We start from the raw sequence: 17,493 nt of genomic DNA on the forward strand, positions 1-17,493 counted from the left end.
TGACGGCCCTCGGATTGCAGCGGATACTGGTGTCGAAGTAACTTCCATTTACCCTCCCTGCAATCCGAACGTTTTCGCATGTGACCGCAAATCTGTCATGAGTATTTCTTCAACCTCCCATTTGTCAGGTCGGGATTTCTCGCTTCTTTCACCCGGCTCACAGGGAATTCGGCATTACTCTCAATTAAATAACTCAAATTAAATATCGAGAAATTGAGAATTTAAAATATTTATTTTGTTAATTCCGACATTGCGCCGCAAAATTAGCGTTGACTCAAACCAATTTCTTTAATATCCGATTAATGGTTGCGTGCCTCACCTGTGGCTTGCGGAATTGGGAATTGGAGGATTGCTATGAAGAAATTGATTACCTCGGCACTGGTTGGTGTCGCGTTATTTGGACTGGCAACCGTTCCGGCGTCGGCTGCTTTCCTGACCGGTGTGTTTGACGTCACGGTATGGAACGGCGCGCCTAACAGCGTCGATTCGAACAACCTTGCAAATGCGGTTCCGTCGGGGACCGCCGATGCTCACTTCACCTATACTGGACCGCTTAACTGGGTGGACAATTCGCCGCAAAACACCACCTCGGCCGGCAATCTTGCTTCGAACTTCCTGACTTTGGCGAATATCTCCGGCTACTCCTCACCCAATTCGTCGATCGCAGACGTGGCAGCCTTCGGCAACACGAGCCTGAGCGTCGCGGGCGACGCCTATGTCACGTTCTTCAAGATCACGGGCACGTATTACGGTCCTGGCGGAACGATCACACACGATGACGGCGCGACGCTGTTCATCAACGGCAGCCTTCGGCTCCTCAGCCCCGCGGAAACATCGGCGATTACTCAGGGTTTCACAAATCCGCTTGGCGAAGCTCCGGCTACTTTCGAACTCTGGTATGTGTCAGCCAATGGCGCTCCGTCGGTCCTCCAGGTTACCGCGGTGCCTGAGCCGGCTACTTGGGCCATGATGATCTTGGGCTTCTTCGGCGTAGGCTTCGTGGCGTATCGCAACAGGCAGAACCGAGAAGCCGTGCGCTTGGCCTGATTCTCCAAGCCACTGCTCTTCGAACTTCAGAGCCTAACAAGCCCCGTCCATTTTATTGACGGGGCTTTTTTGCAGCACTGTGTAAATCTTCCAAGCGCGAAGCTGCTCGGCTGCCGAAAGCCCTGATCGATACTTGAAATGGTTTACAGGCTAGCTTCCGGAACTACGGAATGACGATGACTGGACCGCCGACACGGAGGTTGCCTTGCCGGTCGCGCCTAGCGAATAAACCTCATATTGGCCGTCGGAGATGACGTACTGATACGGCCGCCCCCAGGGGTCGAGCAGGTTCTTCGCCTTCTTCAGATAAGGCCCGTTCCAGCGCGGCGCCTCTGGCGGCGCCTCGACGAGGGCTTTCAACCCAGCGCCGGCGCTCGGATAGCCGCCGTTTTCCATATAATAGAGCTCGAGCGCGGTCCCGATATTCTCGATCTGCAGCTGCACTGATTGGGTTTTGGCCTTGCCGAAATAACCCATCAGCTGCGGCGTCGCGACCGCCGTCAGAACTGCCAGGATGCCCATCACGACCAACAGTTCGAGCAGCGTATAGCCCGCATTTTTACGGTCTCGGGACCACAAGGCCCCACCCCCGAACGGCTTTCCAGCACGGTGTCTCGCCCTGTCCAGTATCTTGGCCAACATCCTGATCGCCCCTGAATTCATCTTCGTGAATTTCCGCAAGCGATACTGTCGTCCGCCGGTGTCCAAAGGGTTTACGAGTGGAACTCGCTCGAGAAACGGTCAACGTCAGGTAACGGATACCGGGAAAGCTCGGTATAATTGCTGAAGGGCTTATTGAGGGCCCGCCCCCATCTGGTAAATACCAACTTAAACTGGCGCCCCCGGGGCTATCATTTAATCCAGTAGTCCGGCAGGTTCGAAAGGCTGGAGCATTGCATTTCGGCGCCCGCGCAGTCGGCGCCATGGACGAGATTGGGCATGGCCTCGATTTCCGAGCCGTTCATCCGCCGGCCGGTCGGCACCACGCTGCTGGCGGTCGGGCTCTTTCTGGTCGGCATGGTCGCCTATGTGTTCCTGCCGGTCTCGGCGGTGCCCAATGTCGACTTCCCGATGATCCGGGTGTTCGCCAACCGCCCCGGTGCGGATCCCGCCGTGATGGCGGCAACGGTCGCAGCGCCTTTGGAGCGCCGGCTCGGCCAGATCGCGGGCATCGAGCAGATCACCTCGACCAGTTCGCTCGGCAGCACCAGCATCCAGTTGCAATTTGCGATCGGGCGCAACATCGACCGCGCCGCGCGCGACGTGCAGGCTGCGATCAACGCGTCGCTGGCGGACCTGCCGAGCGACCTGCCGTCGCTGCCACGATTCCGCAAGACCAATCCCTCGGCGACGCCGATGTTCGTGCTGGCGCTGACGTCGAAGACGCTGACGACCAGTGCGATGTACGACGTCGCCGACACCGTGATCGCGCAGCGCATCTCGCAGGTGCCGGGCGTCGGCGAGGTTTCCGTCTCCGGCGCCGATCAGCCGGCGGTGCGGATCGCGCTGAACCCGGTGGGCCTGTCGAATGCGGGGATCGCCACCGACGACGTGCGGCTCGCCATCATCAACGCCAATCCGCTGGGCCCGGTCGGCATCTTCGACGGCGGTCGCCAGAGCGAGACCATTTCGACCAACAAGCAGATGCGCACCGCGGCCGAATTCCGCGACATCATCATCAAGAGCTCAGCCGGCAATTTCGTCCGCCTCGCCGACGTCGCCGAGGTCGAGGACTCCGTCCGCAACCACCGCTCGATCGCCTGGTTCAACAAGCAACCGGCGGTGCTGATCCAGATCACCAAGCAGGGCGACGCCAACGTGATCGAGACCGTCGATCGCGTGAAGGCCTTGCTGCCGGAACTCAAACGATGGCTGCCCGCCGGCCTCGAGATTTCGACGCTGGTCGACCGCACCAACACCATCCGCGCCAGCGTGCTCGACATGCAGTACACGCTGCTGGCGACCGCCTTTCTGGTCATGATGGTGGTGTTCTTCTTCCTGCGCCGGCTGACGCCGACCATTGCGGCCGGCGTCTCGGTGCCGCTGGCGCTGGCCGGCACCTGCGCCGGCATGTGGCTCGCCGGCTTCTCGATCGACAATTTGTCGCTGATGGCGCTTGCGATCTCCGTCGGCTTCGTGGTCGACGACGCCATCGTCATGATCGAGAACATGCACCGCAACCTCGAACACGGCATGGCGCCCTATCCGGCAGCACTCGAAGGCGCCAAACAGATCGGCTTTACCGTGCTGTCGATCAGCCTGTCGCTGATCGCGGCGTTTACGCCGCTGATCTTCATGGACGGGATCGTCGGCCGGCTGTTGCGCGAATTCTCGCTGACGCTGACCTTTGCCATCGTGGTGTCGACCGTGGTCTCGCTCACGGTCACGCCGATGATCTGCGCGCATTACATCAAGGAGGCGACCTCCGACCGCGCGACCTGGTTCGACCGCCTGGTCGAGGGCACGCTGTCGCGCATCGTCGGCTTCTACACCTGGACGCTGCGGGCGGTGCTGGGCTTTCCGTTCCTGACCCTGCTCGTGTTCTTTGCGACCATCGCGCTGACGGTGGTGCTCTATATCAAGATCCCGAAAGGTTATTTTCCGATCGACGACAGCGGCCTCATCGTCGGTGCTTCGCAAAGTTCATCGGACACTTCGTTCCAGTCCATGACCAGATTTCAGCAACAGCTTGAGGACGCCATTGAATCGGACGACGCCGTCGCCGGCGTCGGATCGATCCTTGGCAGCATGACGGCAAACCGGGGGCTCTTCTTCATCAGCCTCAAGCCGCCGCAAGAGAGAGCCGGACTGACCACCCAGCTCGTAATCGACCGCTTGCGCAAGAAGCTCGAAACAATGCCGGGCGTACGGCTCTACATGTTTGCCGCCCAGGATGTTCGTGCCGGCGGGCGTCAAAGTAACTCCGTTTACCAATACACGGTCTCCAGTGTCGACGTCGACCTGCTCAAGAAATGGGCCCCCGTGGTCGCCAAGCGCATGGAAACGGTCGAGGGCATCACTGACATTTCCACCGACCGCGATGCCGCCGGGCTGCAGCTCACGCTGATGATCGACCGCAAGGCCGCCGCCACGCTTGGCATCCGCGTCAAGGACATCGACGACGCCTTGAACAACGCGTTCGCGCAACGACAGATCTCGATCGTCTATACCCAGCGCAACCAATATATGGTGGTGCTCGAGATCGACCCGAAATTCCAGAGCGACCCCTCCAACCTCGAGCGCATCTATGTGGCGGGAACCAACGACTCGCAGGTGCCGCTATCGGCCGTCGTTCGCTATGACCGCGGTTTGGCATCGCTGGCGATCAATCACACCCAGTCGATCCCATCGGCGACGGTGTCGTTCAACCTCGCTCCCAATGTGCCGCTGGAGGCCGCAATCTCGAACATCCAGCGCGCGGTCGAGGAACTGCACATGCCGGAAGGTATCCGCGGCAGTTTCGACGGCAATGCCGGCGATTTCAACAAGACCAGCGGACGGCAGCCGCTGCTGATCCTGGGCGCGCTGGTGGCGATGTATATCGTGCTCGGCGTGCTCTATGAAAGCCTGGCGCATCCGATCACGATCATCTCGACGCTGCCGTCCGCCGGGCTCGGCGCGCTGCTCGCGCTGCAGGTGACCAATACGCCGCTGACCGTGATCGCCTTCGTCGGCATCATCCTGTTGATCGGCATCGTCAAGAAGAACGGCATCATGATGGTCGATTTTGCGCTCGACGCCGAGCGCCACCGCGGCCTGTCTTCGGCGGATGCGATCTTCGAGGCGTGCCGCGCCCGCTTCCGGCCGATCCTGATGACGACGATGGCCGCCCTGTTTGCCGGCATTCCGCTGGTCATTGCCACTGGCCCCGGCACCGAACTGCGCCGGCCGCTCGGCATCACCATCATCGGCGGATTGTTGGTTTCGCAGATCCTGACGCTCTACACGACGCCGGTGATCTATCTCCTGATCGACCGCTTAAGGCGACGGCTGGAGGAAGGTCGGCATAGCCGACGTACTTTCGAAGGCAGTCCATCGTGAGAGCAGCTATCTAGCTCTCTTGGAGCAATCCGGTGTTCGAAACTAGTATGGTTTCAATGGGGGTTCTCAATCGGTCGCTCCTGTCCCTAGGGCGCGGGCACTCGGGTTCATGACGATCCTTAGCTTCGCCTGCGCTGGCTTTTGACCTATCGTTGTTGTCGCAATACGTTTACCGTGGCCTGATTATCAGGCTCGTCAGAGAGATGCGGCGGTCTTTTGTTTGGTGGCTTGGTATAAGGTGGCGCAACAAGCCGATTGCGCGCGTACAGTCCCGGCAGATCCCGAACCACGAGGCGACCATGAATTACCGACCGATATCCGTTCTGCTTGCGGTAGCGATTATCGCTCTATTTGGAACTGCTTCTAAGGCCGATGCGCCCAAGGAAGTAAGAACTGAAAAGAACAAAACCGTGGTACTCGGGAATTTGCTAAGCGCGCCCAACAATTGCGGCACAAATCCTGGACCGGTTCCGGTGCCAAAACTTCGCGAGAAGCCATCGCATGGCGCCGTTGGCCTGCAAATTGTGACGCCCGACGTTGCGGCGATCAACGCTTGCCCAGCCCGGAAGATACCGTCTATTGCCCTATTCTACACACCTGACAGAGATTTCGTAGGCAAGGATTCTGTCCAAGTCGAATTCGAAACAAGCGATAACAAGACACCCGGCCTGAGCTTTTTGATTACCGTCCGAGCAGCCGACGAAAAGTAGCGAAGACGTCCACAACTTGTGACAGTTCTCGTCACGTTGATTGTTCTATCTGTTCGGGTGCCAGATTGAATGAAATGGTACGGGAAGCTGGAATGAAGCGCCCGCTCTGCCCAATGCACGAGTGCCCACTCAAGCATAATGAGTAACCACGAAATATCGTTCCACGACCTGGCAGTCCAGCGACGTCCCGCGACTTTGGTCATTTAACGCTACTTGGTTCCCCTGATTCGCTCGGAGTGTGCCAGGTTGCGCGTACAAGCCTCGCTGGCAGCACAGTATCTGCAAAGCAAATGCAACGGCCGGCCTTCCGTTAGCCTAACGCGTTAAACAAGGGTGAAGATCACAGATGCCTTTTCTTTTCTAATCTGCAAGACTAATGATCGCCAATTGCCTTGAACCAACTGGTCTCCCATCGTGAAATTGCTCGTTGTTATCGTTAATTACCGCGTCACCCATCTAGCGATTGATTGCCTGCACTCGGTCGCTAAGGAAATCGCCAGTGTCCCCGATACCCATGTCGCGATCTGCGAAAACGGGTCGGGAGATGATTCCGCCAAGATCATCCAACGGGCGATCGACGACAATGGCTGGTCATCCTGGTGCACCCTCACGGCGCTCGACGTAAACCTCGGATTTACCGGCGGCAACAATGCGATCCTGCGCCCCGCGCTGCAATCGCCGAACAAGCCACAATATTTTCTGTTGCTCAATTCCGATACGATCGTCCGGCCAAACGCATTTAAGGCGCTCGTCGACTTCATGGATAACAATCCGAAAGTCGGCATTGCCGGCAGTCGCCTCGAAGACCCGGATGGCACGCCACAACGGTCCGCATTCCGCTTTCAGTCACCGCTCGGGGAACTTGAAGGCAGTTTGAAAATTGGACCGGTCAGCAGATTGCTAAGCCGCTGGATCGTGGCTCCTCCTGTGGTCGATCATGCGTTCGAAACTGATTGGGTTGCGGGCGCCAGCATGATCATCCGGCGTGAGACGGTGGAAGCGACGGGATTGCTCGACGAAGGCTATTTCACCTATTTCGACGACATCGACTATTGCTTCAACGCCAAAAAGCGGGGATGGCCGAGCTGGTACGTTCCGGCGAGCCGCGTGGTCCACCTCGTCGGTCAGTCGACCGGCGTGAACAGCAAGCCGAAGCGGTTGCCATCCTATCTCCTGGAAGCGCGCAGGCGGCACTTCCTGAAGAACTATGGCGCGTTCTACGCCGCCATGGTCGACATTTGCAGAATCGCGGGCCTCTCGCTTTGGCGATTGCGGGTTCTTCTTACCGGAAAGGAAGACACCACACCTCCGCAGCACCTTTCCGATTCAATTCGGCACAGCGTATTTTTGAAGGGCTTTAAGGTGACCGACGTCAAGAATCCGGCCTTGACCTCCTGATTTTCAAACCCGCTCCGGGATTATTTATGTCCACCGACGAAGCGATTGATCGAAGCCTGGTAGAATTTGCTCAGAAGATTGCGGCGATACCGAAAAGAATTGGTGAAGAGGGCCCTTCTGCCGAATCGTCTGCAGAGGCCGCCCCCGCGGTTTCGTCCGCCGCATCCGGGACCGGCAGCGACAGCCTGCCTCCCCCGCTTCCAGCCGGCAAGCAGCCCGATCCGGACATTCAGCCAGCCCTGCCTACCGGTACGGGCAGCAAACAGGTCCGTAAGCCGGATGAAATCGCAGGCCTCATCATGAAGTCGCTACGCATCATCGACGGTTGCCCCAATCGCGGATTTGTCGTTACGGTCTACGGGTCAAATCCTTGGAACGCCATGCTGACAATACGGCCGGAAGCCGGTCCCCGCATTGATCGGGAGCTTTGGTGTTCCCGGGTGCATGACATCGGTGTGCGGCTCCGTAACGACTTCGACGTGGCTGATCGATCAACCATCTCGACAAACGGTTCGACATAGGCACTCTGTTCTAAGGGAGGTCCGCGGAGAGCACGTCGGTATCCAGGATATGGCAATCAACTCAGCCAACAATGCCTCGCCTTCCGGATTTGATCCGTTAACCCAGCCATTCCGCCTGCTGGGAATCGATCCTGGCGCAACGGCCTCGGAGATGGATGCCGCGCTCGCGCGCGCACAAGAGAGGCGGATCGCGCCGGAGACGAGCCTGGCGGAGGCCCGTGCAAATCTCCTGGACCCGGTCCGGCGCCTGCCGAGCGAGCTCTCCTATCCCCTCGACGGCACGCCCGATCGCGTCGAACTCTTTTTCACCGAACTATCTGCCGACGCTTCCGACGAAGACATACTGCAAGCGTCGGCTCAGCTTGCACCGACCTCGAAGGCCAATTTCATTGCACGTTACGCAGCTCGCCGCGGCGCGTCGAGCGAACTGCTCCTGGCCTTGATTGACGCGCACAATTCCATCGACGTCATGGAAATCTATCGGGCCCTGCAGGCGCTCCGGCAACGAGCCGGTTGGCCCCCGCCCTCTTTGGCGAGCGTAAGGGATGGCTTGAACGATCTGCTTAACGCCCATTGCGTGGCCGTGATCGAGGCCTACGATCCGGTTGGAAGCGCCGCAGAGCCGCTGCTGGAATCCACTCACCAGATCCTCGCAACGCGTGACCGGCCGCTCATCCAAACGCATTCTCTCCTGCTGGCAGTCTACCGGCGCGCCATTGGGGAGGTGCGCTCCAAAGCTGAACAGCAGGTCGAGGATGCCTGCCAATCGCTGAAACAACGACCGGACGATCCATCCTCGATTGAGGAATTAGCCGACGCGCTGCATCGCTGGGCCTTCCTCTGCGAACCCCTGCTAGTGCTGGACGCGCAGGAGGGGGTCAGCAATCCGGAGATGAACGTCGCCCCCGATCGCATATTTGGCCTGCTCGGCGATCTGAGCAACCAGCACCATTACCTCAGGGCGCAGCAGGTCCTGGATCACGCGCTCGGCGCTTTCGGATCAATTCCGGATACGGCCGCGCGGCTCGCCGAAGTCGGAGAAATACTGCGCGATATGCAGCGCGCCGCGTCGAAGGCTATCGAACCAGACCGGGATCTCACGGTACCCGAAGGAAGCAGCCGCTTCCGTCACGTCAAAAAGGGCATGCTCGCGGCTGCCGCGCTGCTGGCCATGCTTGGCCTTCTGGGGGCGTATTGGACCTTCGACTTTGGAGCGGCGTCCTCCGTCGCCTCGGCACCTAATCCGCCTCAGCCGAAAACGGAGCCCGAGCTGCTTCCCCCGGTCGGCAACGGCCAACGCTTTTCGCGAGAATATGTTCGTTATTGTCATTTTCAGGGAGAGCGGCTGCGCGTGGTCAAGCAACAGGTCCGGGGGCCCGAAGACATCCGCGCCTTTAACACACTTGCAAATGACTACAATTCACGCTGCTCCGATTTCTTCTATCAGGACGAAGACCTCCGGCTTGTGAAGGAAGAAGTTATCGCGAAGCGAAAGCTTCTCGAAGCCGACGCCGAGCGCATCCTTTCGACCTGGCCATGGCACACGAGCGCCGGCGGGGCACCGGCGGCATCGTCCAGATAAGCAGTTTGGAATGCGCCGCGCGTTAGGGTTGATCGTTCAGCATCTATTCAGCGATCCTACTGCCTTCTGCGAGACGGCGGCGACGGTTCAGCCATCCGGGATTGGCAGAGCATCACGCAAGCGCCAGAGCGAAGTTCCTGATTTAACGTTTTGCGCGGGTATCAAGCTTAACGCGCGAGTTGCGTTGCGAACGACGCGTAGGAAACTATGGTTGTTTTTGAGTTACCGTATTCGGCCAAATTGATTGTATGAACTGCGGGGTATTACGTGAAACGCCAGCGCTTGAACAAACCAAAAAGTATCAGGGAATTGCCGACCGAGAAGTCACTGAGCCACCGTTACGCGGAAGTGGTGAGGCTGCGCCAGGCCGTCTTCCGGACCCAGGCCGCGCTACGGGCGCCGGCCGCTGTCAACCGGCTCGTCTCGAAGTAACATCATGCGTTCACGCGTTGCCAGGTTCACCTACCTGTTTGCCATTGCCGCAGCCATGGTCGGCTGGTCGTGGCTGCTTCTGCATAGCCTCGCCTGGGCGTTTGACTTCTAGTCTGGGCGCCCGCAGACGGGCGGCATCGCCGCCCGATCACATCCTGCGCTCAATCGCAAATCCTGACCGCTCTTTGCCGCCAGCCCCTGCCGGTCCATACCCGACGCAGCGCATAGCAGGCGGCATCGCGGCGGTAAGCCCATGGACCGTACTCGGCATACTCGCCATAGCCGAACGGAAAATCATAGCCATCGTCAAATGGATGACCGTAGAGGCGCGCGTAGCCATACCCGCCCGCATAGGCAAACCCGCGAAACCCCGGAGCAACGACAAACGCACCACCCGCCGCTGCGATCTCAGGGGCGATCACAAGCGCCAGGGAAAGCGCCAACAGCGCTGAATGTGCCTTACGCATATTCCGGTGTCCTCGCGCTGCCCCGCGGACTGGAATGCTGCGACGGAGCCGTGGCCAGATGGTCGATGAACTGGGCGCCGAACTCGCATCCGATGCGCCATGCCAGCCGGCACAGGCGCGGGCGACCCGTTGCAAGAATCAGCGTGAACTCCTCGGGCACATCGAGATTTTCAGCGATAATCCGCACGCCGCCATCAGATATGTCCGTGATCGTGCAATCGCGCGGCAGAGAGCCGGCCCCAAACTGAATCTTGGCTGCTCCATGACAGGAGCGACGTTCGCTCTTTCGCCGATCCGCAAACACCCGACCCACCCATCCCTGGTTGATTTTTGCCTGCTTGATTTTGTCTTTCGGCAATCTTATCGAAAATCCGTTGGACTTCGCCTAAGCGATCGGCCCGCAATCGATAGTTTCCCTTATTGGAAAGTTTACCCCCGGCGCTTGCGGGGAATGCCCGACAAGTCCCCTGCCATGTCGGGTCTGAGGTAAGGTTAAGGATCCTATTGCCTCGAAAGAAGTTCTGGACCAGTGCAAAACCCCAAGATGAAGAGACGTATCACCCATCTTGCCATTGCTGCGGCATGGATCGCGGTCATCGCGATCGCCTATGCCACGCTGACGCATGTCGGCTTTGTTTATTCGATCTATTTCAAGCTCTCGCCGTTTCTGATGCAGCCGGCCATGCAGACCTACGCTCATTTTGAACACGTCATCGCGTTTGCGGTCCTCGGTGCCCTCTTTGGCTTCGCTTATCCTCGACGCCTGATTCTTGTTTGCTGCATCGTGTTCGGTGCCGCGGCGCTACTGGAGATCTTGCAGACCATGACGCCGGACCGACATGGCACATTGATCGATGCGCTGGAGAAGATTGTTGGTGGAGCCGCTGGAATCATGTTCGCCAGGACAGTCCAGTACTTCAGAGAGAGAAGAAGAATCAGCGCTGACTAGAGCCTTTTCCGTTCCGATTGAATCGGAACGGGGCTCTAGGTTCTTATTTTGACGCGTTTTCTTGACGCGAACCGGTTTCCACTTCGCTGGAAAACGCTATAATTCTCGCAAAAGTGACGCCAGTCGATGTCTTCGCCCGCGGGATACTTCGTCGCGTCCTACCTGTACCGTAATCCGCAATTTTGCTCACGACACTCTCTCAGCCTGTCATCGCATGCTTGAATGCATGTCCCCGCGCCGTTGCAGGCGAGGCGACAAGCCGTGGCGTTATCAGAACAAATTTGGCAATAGCTCTGCGCAAGAATAACCCGGCCATTGTCGATCTTGAATCGACTGGAGTTGTTATCGGCCAACGTGACTCCGTCCATCGACAATAAGGCGAGCGCCGCAATCATGAATCTCATTTCAGCCTCGTATGATCGTAGAGAAGATATCGGCCCGTTAGGCTAACAAATCCGCTAAAACTTCGAAACGTGAGAATCTCTGACGGCCACGATGATCTTGGGCTTCGCTGGCGTCGGCCTTCTTGGCTTACCGTGGGAAAGCAGGCGGGGCCTGTCCAGCGCATGGCCCAGGTTTTCAGACATCCGACACCAAAGGCCGTCTCCGGGCGGCCCTTGGTTAGTGGGCAGGTGGCCCTGCGACGAAGCTATTCCGCGGCCATCTCAATCCTAAAATCGTCCACCTTCTTCCCCGACCTTAGTTGCTCCGCAAGCCACCGTGGCTGCCTGCCGCGTCCAGCCCACGTTTCCGAAGGATCATCGGGATTGCGATATTTCGGGAAGACGGGCGGGTACCCCCGGCGCTCCGACTTGGCAATTCGTCTTTCAAGAGTCGGCTTGGCTTTGAGCCGCTTCAAACGCCCTTCAAGAACATCTTTCTCTGCCGCCATTTTTACGGCCAAGGCCTCGCCAACCGCCAGATGCAGCTTCCACAGATCGTCGACGGACATTCGCTCAAGTTCGCCCAGCTTCATGACGGTCCCCAATCATGACCTAATTCTAGCTGCCATCTTCGTTTGACGAACGGTGATTTAAAAGCGCGAGTGTTCCGCATTTCAATATGCTGCGCTGCAAAGCAGTAGCGTTATTCGGCAAATTGTTAGGGAATATGAGCTCGCTCGATGCCGCACGCCCGTCGGATTTGGCATACTCGATCTATTTAGTCCCAACTCCAAACGAGCGATGGGGTGGCTCATCGGGTTCACGTAACGCGCAGTTATCCCCAATCGGAGATTGACTCGAATTAATGGAGCGTGTTTAAAGAAAATACAACCAATAATAAATGGGGGGAGGAATCATGCGGTTTTCATCGCTGGGTTTAATCGGTCTGGGGACCGCGCTTGCGCTGACCTCCTTTGTCAGTAGTGCGTCGGCCGTCGTCACGCTTAATCAGGATCTGGCTTCGGGCTGGACCCAAGGGACCGGCACGAGCAACGGCCATTTCGCGGTCGACACTGAGGCTGACGGGGTCGAACTCGGATTGCGTGCCTCTATTCGAGGGCCCGGGGGCGGACCGATCACGCCGACCGGAAATCTTTACATCGCGCCGGCGGGCAACTCATCCGGCAAGGCGTTGTGGAATTTCGAGTTCTCGGTCAATCCCGGTTCGCTGCTGGGCACCCACTCGTTACTGACGATTACCGGGCCCGGAGGGGTATTGGCGTTCAATCCGCAGCTAATACTAGACAATACCCCGATCGGCGGCCCGCTCTATCAGAACAGCGAAAATCTCGCTTTCGCTTTTCTGGGAGGCCCGATCAATTTCAATCCCAACGCCTCCGGCATCTACACCTTCGATCTCAAGCTCTTCAGCTCAAACGACCAGCTACTGGGTGACGTGTCGATCCAGGTCAACGCCGTCCCCGAACCATCGACCTGGGCGATGTTGATTTTTGGCTTCGCCGGCATCGGATATATGGCCTATCGCCGGAAATCACGGCAGGCCGTGCTGGCCGCCTGACTCCATCTTCACCAATGAAGCGAAAGGCCGCCCTCGGGCGGCTTTTCTGTTGCCCGGCTCTAAATCTGCTGCGGCCCCAAAACCCAGACCCACCAAAGGCCGATGGCAAGGTGAGGCCCAAACGAGATCGCCTGCTTGCCGTGCAGGTCATGTCCTTGCGCTCTCAGTATCAGCAGACTGACCAGGGCGGACACCACCGCGATCAACAGCAGGCCGGGAATTCCTTCCGCGCCGATCCAAAGGGTGCCCGCCGCGACGAACTTGACGTCGCCGAAACCCAGGCCGTCATAGCCTCGCAGCCAGCGATAGCCGGCGCGGAACAGGGACGCGGCAGCAAAGACCAGGGCAGCCTCAAATCCACGCCACCAGAAGTCCGCCGGGCCCCACAGATAGGCCTGTAGCGCGCCGCCGGCGGCCAGCGCCAGGACCATGCTGTCCGGAATGATCCCGTAGCGGCCGTCAATGGCGCAAACAGCGGCCAACAGGACGACGAGGTAGCAGCCTGCAATGGCGGGCAGCGCCCAGCCGGGATCGCCTGCAAGGCCGATTGCGAACCAGACCGCGCCGGCTATCAAGGCCCACGCCACAACAACGTATGGCTGCCCTGGCGAGCGCCATGCCAGCGCTTCGCTGAAAAAGCGGCCGGTACGGTCACCGGTCTTGCGGAGCGAGCGCATCATCTCCCGCTTGCATGAAGGGGAACGGTCAGCTTTTCGCCCTGCCCCTCCAACACCACGTGCTCGGGGGTCACCGCGGCGACGCGCCAGCCGTCGATTTGCCCATTGACCTGAACCCATACGCCCAGCGGACTTTGCGTCGTGATCAGGAACGCTTTCGCCACCCCGTCACTCATGAACACCCCTTTGAGGGTTATTCCCGAATCCAACGTCACCATCGTCGGGGGCGGCGCAGCGACCGGCTCGGCCGCAACAAAACCCTGCCGGTTACGTGAGAACAGCGGACGCTGCACGATATTCTCAAAGCCCGCGGCGGCGCGCGCTTCGGAGGCCTTGGCGACCGGGCCGCTTCTGCCAAACCAGGCCGGGGCCGTGACCGTCGAAAGCTCAAGCGAAATCACCGCGCTTAGTGTCATCGCGCCGACCAGTCCGATCCAGGCCGCAAAACCCAGGATGAGAACGCGCGTCGCAGGCCGCAGCGCCGTCAATTCGCTCCGGCTGGGCAGGTCGGTCCGCCCGAGCATGGCGGCTACGAATTGCCGCGGTGAACCGGCCATGCCCGACAGCCGAAGCTGGACCATTTGCGCCAATGACGTCATGGCATCCGCTCCGCCGGGGCCGATCCAGCTTGCCCGCCGCCCATGGCCGCCTCCCTTCCGGAAGGCTGCAGACCGTTGCGGATAGCTCCCTGAACCCAGAGCTCCACCCTGATCGGACCGTCCTCCCCGTCCGCCAGGCTTCGGAACGAGGCCGAAGGGACGAACAACAGCGGCGTCTGGTTCTCGATCGCAAAGACCATGTCCCTGATGGCCTTCAGCGGCCCCTCGAGCTCTACGCTGACGGCAATCATGTGCAATGGCTGGGACCGCCCACTCTGCAACCCGCGAATAGCGAGCAGGTTGACGCCGGCATTCGCCGCCATCGACTTCAGGCTGGCCTGCAGGTCGGCGCTGGCGACGCGCTCTTCACTGCCGGGAAGGAAAGGATCGCCGGACCTCCCGAGGGTGCCGGCCGACTTCTTTGCCGTGCGCGTGACATTCTGGAAATGCGCAAGCTGCGCTGCATTGTCCGAAATGTCTTCGCCCCTCGCGGCAAAATGCGCCATGATCGGTGCAAGCAGGAAGATGACGACAAAGAGTATCGCGGCAGCATTGAAGGCCAGGAACGGCGTCCCACGCGCCAATTTCAGATTCTGAATCATGGCGCGGCCCGGGATCTTGCGGTCGCCGCACGCGCGCCACGCAGCTTGAACACGATGCTGAAGCGATCCTTGCGCTCGTTCGCATCCGGCGTAATCGCCGAAGTCAGGGTCGCGCCCGAAAACAGTGGCGACTGGTCGATGATGCGAACCAGGCGCGCGGCATCCGCCGAAAACCCCGATAGCGTTACCGTGCCGTCGGCGATGCGGGTTTCGGTCAGAAAAGTATGATCGGGCAGAATACGCGACAGTTCATCCCACACGGCAAGGATGCCGGTGTCGGCCTTCATCGCGAACAGACGCGCCGCGGGATCCAGGCCGTCCCGACCGCTTTGAGCTGATAGCCGGGCCTCGACAACTGCCGTCTCCAGCGCGGCCGCAACGCTGGCCTGGCGCCATTCGAAGACGACCAGGCCAAGCAGGACCGCGCCGAGCGCGGCGGCTGCCAGCAGCCGAACCGCCCGTAACGCCCACGCCGGATCTTCGTCACTGGCGGCGCGGAAAATGATGACGGGAACGGCCTCGCCGCCGGCGTCTGCCACCGCCAAACAGTCGACATCCCGCGACGCCAGACCGAGCTCCGATAAAGCCGCCTCGGCGCGATCACGCCGGATAATCCAGTGACACATCGGCACGACGCCGTCCGATTCCTGGCCCATTGCGGTTGCGGCATGCCAGATATCCGAAAGCTGGAATGGCGTTCGCCGCGATATGTCCTGGTCAAGGATCTTGGGCAGGGCGCCAAAGGCCGCCCTGGGCACACTCAACTCGCGCAGAAAGAAAAGCTCGCGCGAAATCACCGGCGCCACGGTCGTCGCTTCCCGCGTCACGCCTTGCTCGGTGAGCCACTGCTCGAGCGCGGCCGCGTTGAAGTGAGAAAATGGAATCCGGATTTCCGCCGGGCCCGTGGCAGACACCAGGCGGCATGTGACGCTGTCGCCATCCCGCCAAAGCGTGACCTGCGGCCTCGCCTCGCCCTCGGCCCATTCGCGCCAGCGCGCGGGAGCCGCGTCGCGCAAGCCCGACAGCCACCATTGTGCAAAGCCCCTGCCCCACGCCGTGAGGACGTGGAGGCCACCGGCGCGGGCTGGAAGATCGGCGACAGGCATGATCGTCACTTGCGGATCGAGGCATTCGATTCGAACGAGGGAAAGCTTATTTACTAATTCTTTAACAAGAGTAACGAGCCGCCGTTCACCAGCTGCGTGAAGTGCCCGGCGGCCCTCAGTCCGTGCTTTAACCGGGTTTGATCACTCGTTTACCGTCTTGTTTGGACGCGATTATCCGAAACTTCGGCGGTACACGGCAGGTCCCAGATACAAAATCGCGAAAACAACCCCATGCAAAGTAGAATGGTCCCCGGCTCGCAGCACCGAGGCCGCTTGCATCCGGGGCCGAGATGGTCTGTCGCCACGGCCCAACCTGATCTCATCATGCGCTAGCCTTGGCGCAGCGCCACCACGGTGGCGGGCTCGTTACGCCGCTCGTCCTCAAATTCGATCCGGATCGAGACCAGATCCGGCAGCCGCTCGGCGCGAACCCAATCGGCGCGCCAGGCCGGCTTGACCTTGGCATCGACGGTGCCGAAATACCCAATACGGATTTCACGTACGCCGCTAAGCACCACGACCCGGGTTACGGCTGGTTCGGGATGCTCCTTCGAGCGCGCCCCGTTGAGCGGCACGAAATCAGCGACGATATCGCCGCCACTCCACCGCAAGACGATTCTGTGCGGCCCGCCTCGCAGCGACCGACCCTCGCTCAACCCCACAAAGGAGATCGCCTCGCCGCGACCGTCGAATCCAATGGCGTCTTTTGGGCCCGCCCCGTCAAATCGGACCGGGAGCGCCGACCCCACCAGCGCGGCGACGGTCTGGATCGCGGCACTGGTCTCACTCCCGATCTCGCCCGCGCGATCGGCGCCAAATGCCCGCCGTGCCATCGAGAGCCCGCCGGCCAGAAACCCCGTCAGGATCGCCAGGATGGCGAGCGAGAGCAGCAGCTCGATCAGCGTCAGCCCCTGCTCGCCGCGCCGGCGCGCAGTGGTTCGAGCGATCCGCCGGTTGCGCAGTGCCGGTGTCATTGTCGCGCCTCAGGCGCAAGCTTCAACGCCGCGAGCTTGGTCGCGGCGCCGTCCGGCGTCTCAACCGCGATTTCAACCCAGAAGGACCTCAATGCGCCATTTGCCGGCGCCGGTCGGGCGCCTTGCGGCTGGCGTGTATCGTTGGCGAGACGAAGTTCCGTGACGGTCTGCCGCCATCGGAATTTGTTCGCGATCAAGCCTTCCCGGTAGCCCGGCGCAAGCGCCTCGGAAATGCCGGCGGCTTCGAGACGCGACTGCGCGACCCTGAGCGCGGTGCGATTGACCTGCGTGCGCGCATCGGAACGTATCGCCACCACCACGCCCGTCGATATCGCACCGAGCCCCAGCGCCAGGATGACGAAGGCAACGAGGATTTCGAGCAGCGCAAAACCGCGCTCGCCGTCACGCCTGGTCACTCGCCTGGAT

Annotated in this window: 18 protein-coding genes and 1 pseudogene; 9 read left to right on the plus strand and 10 right to left on the minus strand. The window is 60.1% G+C overall.

The features are described from left to right. Positions 1-354: 354 nt before the first annotated feature. Positions 355-1,047 carry a PEPxxWA-CTERM sorting domain-containing protein gene (locus V1286_RS23635; RefSeq protein WP_334483279.1) on the plus strand — a complete coding sequence of 231 codons (693 nt, stop codon included), beginning with the start codon at positions 355-357 and terminating at the stop codon, positions 1,045-1,047. Positions 1,048-1,197: 150 nt separating this feature from the next. On the opposite strand, the gene gspG is transcribed toward V1286_RS23635, so the two are convergent. Continuing rightward, positions 1,198-1,626 carry a type II secretion system major pseudopilin GspG gene (gspG, locus tag V1286_RS23640; RefSeq protein ID WP_334483282.1) on the minus strand — a complete coding sequence of 143 codons (429 nt, stop codon included), beginning with the start codon at positions 1,624-1,626 and terminating at the stop codon, positions 1,198-1,200. 360 nt (positions 1,627-1,986) lie between these two features. On the opposite strand from gspG, the gene V1286_RS23645 reads away from it, so the two are divergent. The 6 genes from V1286_RS23645 to V1286_RS23670 all read left to right on the plus strand — a co-directional run bounded on the left by V1286_RS23645 (position 1,987) and on the right by V1286_RS23670 (position 9,731). Further along, complete coding sequence (locus V1286_RS23645; protein WP_334483284.1) at positions 1,987-5,088, plus strand: efflux RND transporter permease subunit; 3,102 nt, start codon at positions 1,987-1,989, stop codon at positions 5,086-5,088. Positions 5,089-5,387: 299 nt separating this feature from the next. Then, on the plus strand, positions 5,388-5,798 hold the full coding sequence (locus tag V1286_RS23650; RefSeq protein WP_334483287.1) for a hypothetical protein: 411 nt from the start codon (positions 5,388-5,390) through the stop codon (positions 5,796-5,798). 414 nt (positions 5,799-6,212) lie between these two features. Further along, positions 6,213-7,196, plus strand: coding sequence for a glycosyltransferase family 2 protein (locus V1286_RS23655; protein WP_334483289.1), 984 nt, complete (start codon positions 6,213-6,215; stop codon positions 7,194-7,196). A 26-nt stretch (positions 7,197-7,222) separates the two neighbouring features. After that, complete coding sequence (locus V1286_RS23660; protein WP_334483292.1) at positions 7,223-7,717, plus strand: hypothetical protein; 495 nt, start codon at positions 7,223-7,225, stop codon at positions 7,715-7,717. 49 nt (positions 7,718-7,766) lie between these two features. Further along, the gene (locus V1286_RS23665; RefSeq protein ID WP_334483294.1) at positions 7,767-9,299 is read left to right on the plus strand and encodes a hypothetical protein; all 1,533 of its coding nucleotides are present in this window, start codon (positions 7,767-7,769) and stop codon (positions 9,297-9,299) included. Positions 9,300-9,581: 282 nt separating this feature from the next. Beyond that, positions 9,582-9,731 (plus strand): hypothetical protein, encoded by a 150-nt coding sequence (locus V1286_RS23670; RefSeq protein ID WP_334483297.1) that lies wholly within the window; start codon positions 9,582-9,584, stop codon positions 9,729-9,731. 161 nt (positions 9,732-9,892) lie between these two features. Here the strand turns inward: V1286_RS23670 and V1286_RS23675 are convergent, their stop codons facing one another. Beyond that, positions 9,893-10,198, minus strand: a complete 306-nt coding sequence (locus tag V1286_RS23675; protein WP_108514995.1) for a hypothetical protein — start codon at positions 10,196-10,198, stop codon at positions 9,893-9,895. 61 nt (positions 10,199-10,259) lie between these two features. Further along, positions 10,260-10,502, minus strand: a pseudogene (locus V1286_RS23680) (PilZ domain-containing protein); the annotation flags it as partial. Between the two features lie 240 nt (positions 10,503-10,742). On the opposite strand from V1286_RS23680, the gene V1286_RS23685 reads away from it, so the two are divergent. Beyond that, entirely contained in the window at positions 10,743-11,147 is a 405-nt protein-coding gene (locus V1286_RS23685) for a VanZ family protein (RefSeq protein ID WP_334483301.1), read from the plus strand. A 649-nt stretch (positions 11,148-11,796) separates the two neighbouring features. Here the strand turns inward: V1286_RS23685 and V1286_RS23690 are convergent. Further along, the gene (locus tag V1286_RS23690) at positions 11,797-12,123 is read right to left on the minus strand and encodes an H-NS histone family protein (RefSeq protein ID WP_108514999.1); all 327 of its coding nucleotides are present in this window, start codon (positions 12,121-12,123) and stop codon (positions 11,797-11,799) included. A 323-nt stretch (positions 12,124-12,446) separates the two neighbouring features. On the opposite strand from V1286_RS23690, the gene V1286_RS23695 reads away from it, so the two are divergent. Then, on the plus strand, positions 12,447-13,109 hold the full coding sequence (locus tag V1286_RS23695) for a PEPxxWA-CTERM sorting domain-containing protein (RefSeq protein ID WP_334483307.1): 663 nt from the start codon (positions 12,447-12,449) through the stop codon (positions 13,107-13,109). 59 nt (positions 13,110-13,168) lie between these two features. Here the strand turns inward: V1286_RS23695 and V1286_RS23700 are convergent, their stop codons facing one another. The 6 genes from V1286_RS23700 to V1286_RS23725 all read right to left on the minus strand — a co-directional run bounded on the left by V1286_RS23700 (position 13,169) and on the right by V1286_RS23725 (position 17,483). Beyond that, positions 13,169-13,789, minus strand: a complete 621-nt coding sequence (locus V1286_RS23700) for an A24 family peptidase (RefSeq protein ID WP_334483310.1) — start codon at positions 13,787-13,789, stop codon at positions 13,169-13,171. Next, positions 13,786-14,385 carry a hypothetical protein gene (locus V1286_RS23705; RefSeq protein ID WP_334483313.1) on the minus strand — a complete coding sequence of 200 codons (600 nt, stop codon included), beginning with the start codon at positions 14,383-14,385 and terminating at the stop codon, positions 13,786-13,788. Before V1286_RS23705 ends, V1286_RS23700 begins: the two co-directional genes overlap by 4 nt. After that, positions 14,382-14,987 carry a type II secretion system protein GspM gene (gspM, locus tag V1286_RS23710; protein ID WP_334483315.1) on the minus strand — a complete coding sequence of 202 codons (606 nt, stop codon included), beginning with the start codon at positions 14,985-14,987 and terminating at the stop codon, positions 14,382-14,384. The genes V1286_RS23705 and gspM overlap by 4 nt, the downstream gene beginning before the upstream one ends. Further along, positions 14,984-16,093 carry a PilN domain-containing protein gene (locus V1286_RS23715; protein WP_334483318.1) on the minus strand — a complete coding sequence of 370 codons (1,110 nt, stop codon included), beginning with the start codon at positions 16,091-16,093 and terminating at the stop codon, positions 14,984-14,986. Before V1286_RS23715 ends, gspM begins: the two co-directional genes overlap by 4 nt. A 329-nt stretch (positions 16,094-16,422) precedes the next feature. Then, positions 16,423-17,067, minus strand: coding sequence for a prepilin-type N-terminal cleavage/methylation domain-containing protein (locus V1286_RS23720; protein ID WP_334483321.1), 645 nt, complete (start codon positions 17,065-17,067; stop codon positions 16,423-16,425). Further along, positions 17,064-17,483, minus strand: a complete 420-nt coding sequence (locus V1286_RS23725) for a type IV pilus modification PilV family protein (RefSeq protein WP_334483324.1) — start codon at positions 17,481-17,483, stop codon at positions 17,064-17,066. Before V1286_RS23725 ends, V1286_RS23720 begins: the two co-directional genes overlap by 4 nt. Positions 17,484-17,493: the final 10 nt, after the last annotated feature.

This window comes from Bradyrhizobium algeriense (assembly GCF_036924595.1).
GTDB classification, from domain to species: domain Bacteria; phylum Pseudomonadota; class Alphaproteobacteria; order Rhizobiales; family Xanthobacteraceae; genus Bradyrhizobium; species Bradyrhizobium algeriense.

What these genes read in the sequence shown, in the direction of transcription:
- V1286_RS23635 (WP_334483279.1), top strand. Translation starts at nt 355, where the DNA reads ATGAAGAAATTGATTACCTCGGCACTGGTTGGTGTCGCGTTATTTGGA.
- V1286_RS23645 (WP_334483284.1), top strand. Translation starts at nt 1,987, where the DNA reads ATGGCCTCGATTTCCGAGCCGTTCATCCGCCGGCCGGTCGGCACCACG.
- V1286_RS23650 (WP_334483287.1), top strand. Translation starts at nt 5,388, where the DNA reads ATGAATTACCGACCGATATCCGTTCTGCTTGCGGTAGCGATTATCGCT.
- V1286_RS23660 (WP_334483292.1), top strand. Translation starts at nt 7,223, where the DNA reads ATGTCCACCGACGAAGCGATTGATCGAAGCCTGGTAGAATTTGCTCAG.
- V1286_RS23665 (WP_334483294.1), top strand. Translation starts at nt 7,767, where the DNA reads ATGGCAATCAACTCAGCCAACAATGCCTCGCCTTCCGGATTTGATCCG.
- V1286_RS23675 (WP_108514995.1), bottom strand. Translation starts at nt 10,198, where the DNA reads ATGCGTAAGGCACATTCAGCGCTGTTGGCGCTTTCCCTGGCGCTTGTG.
- V1286_RS23685 (WP_334483301.1), top strand. Translation starts at nt 10,743, where the DNA reads ATGAAGAGACGTATCACCCATCTTGCCATTGCTGCGGCATGGATCGCG.
- V1286_RS23690 (WP_108514999.1), bottom strand. Translation starts at nt 12,123, where the DNA reads ATGAAGCTGGGCGAACTTGAGCGAATGTCCGTCGACGATCTGTGGAAG.
- V1286_RS23695 (WP_334483307.1), top strand. Translation starts at nt 12,447, where the DNA reads ATGCGGTTTTCATCGCTGGGTTTAATCGGTCTGGGGACCGCGCTTGCG.
- V1286_RS23700 (WP_334483310.1), bottom strand. Translation starts at nt 13,789, where the DNA reads ATGATGCGCTCGCTCCGCAAGACCGGTGACCGTACCGGCCGCTTTTTC.
- V1286_RS23705 (WP_334483313.1), bottom strand. Translation starts at nt 14,385, where the DNA reads ATGACGTCATTGGCGCAAATGGTCCAGCTTCGGCTGTCGGGCATGGCC.
- gspM (WP_334483315.1), bottom strand. Translation starts at nt 14,987, where the DNA reads ATGATTCAGAATCTGAAATTGGCGCGTGGGACGCCGTTCCTGGCCTTC.
- V1286_RS23715 (WP_334483318.1), bottom strand. Translation starts at nt 16,093, where the DNA reads ATGCCTGTCGCCGATCTTCCAGCCCGCGCCGGTGGCCTCCACGTCCTC.
- V1286_RS23720 (WP_334483321.1), bottom strand. Translation starts at nt 17,067, where the DNA reads ATGACACCGGCACTGCGCAACCGGCGGATCGCTCGAACCACTGCGCGC.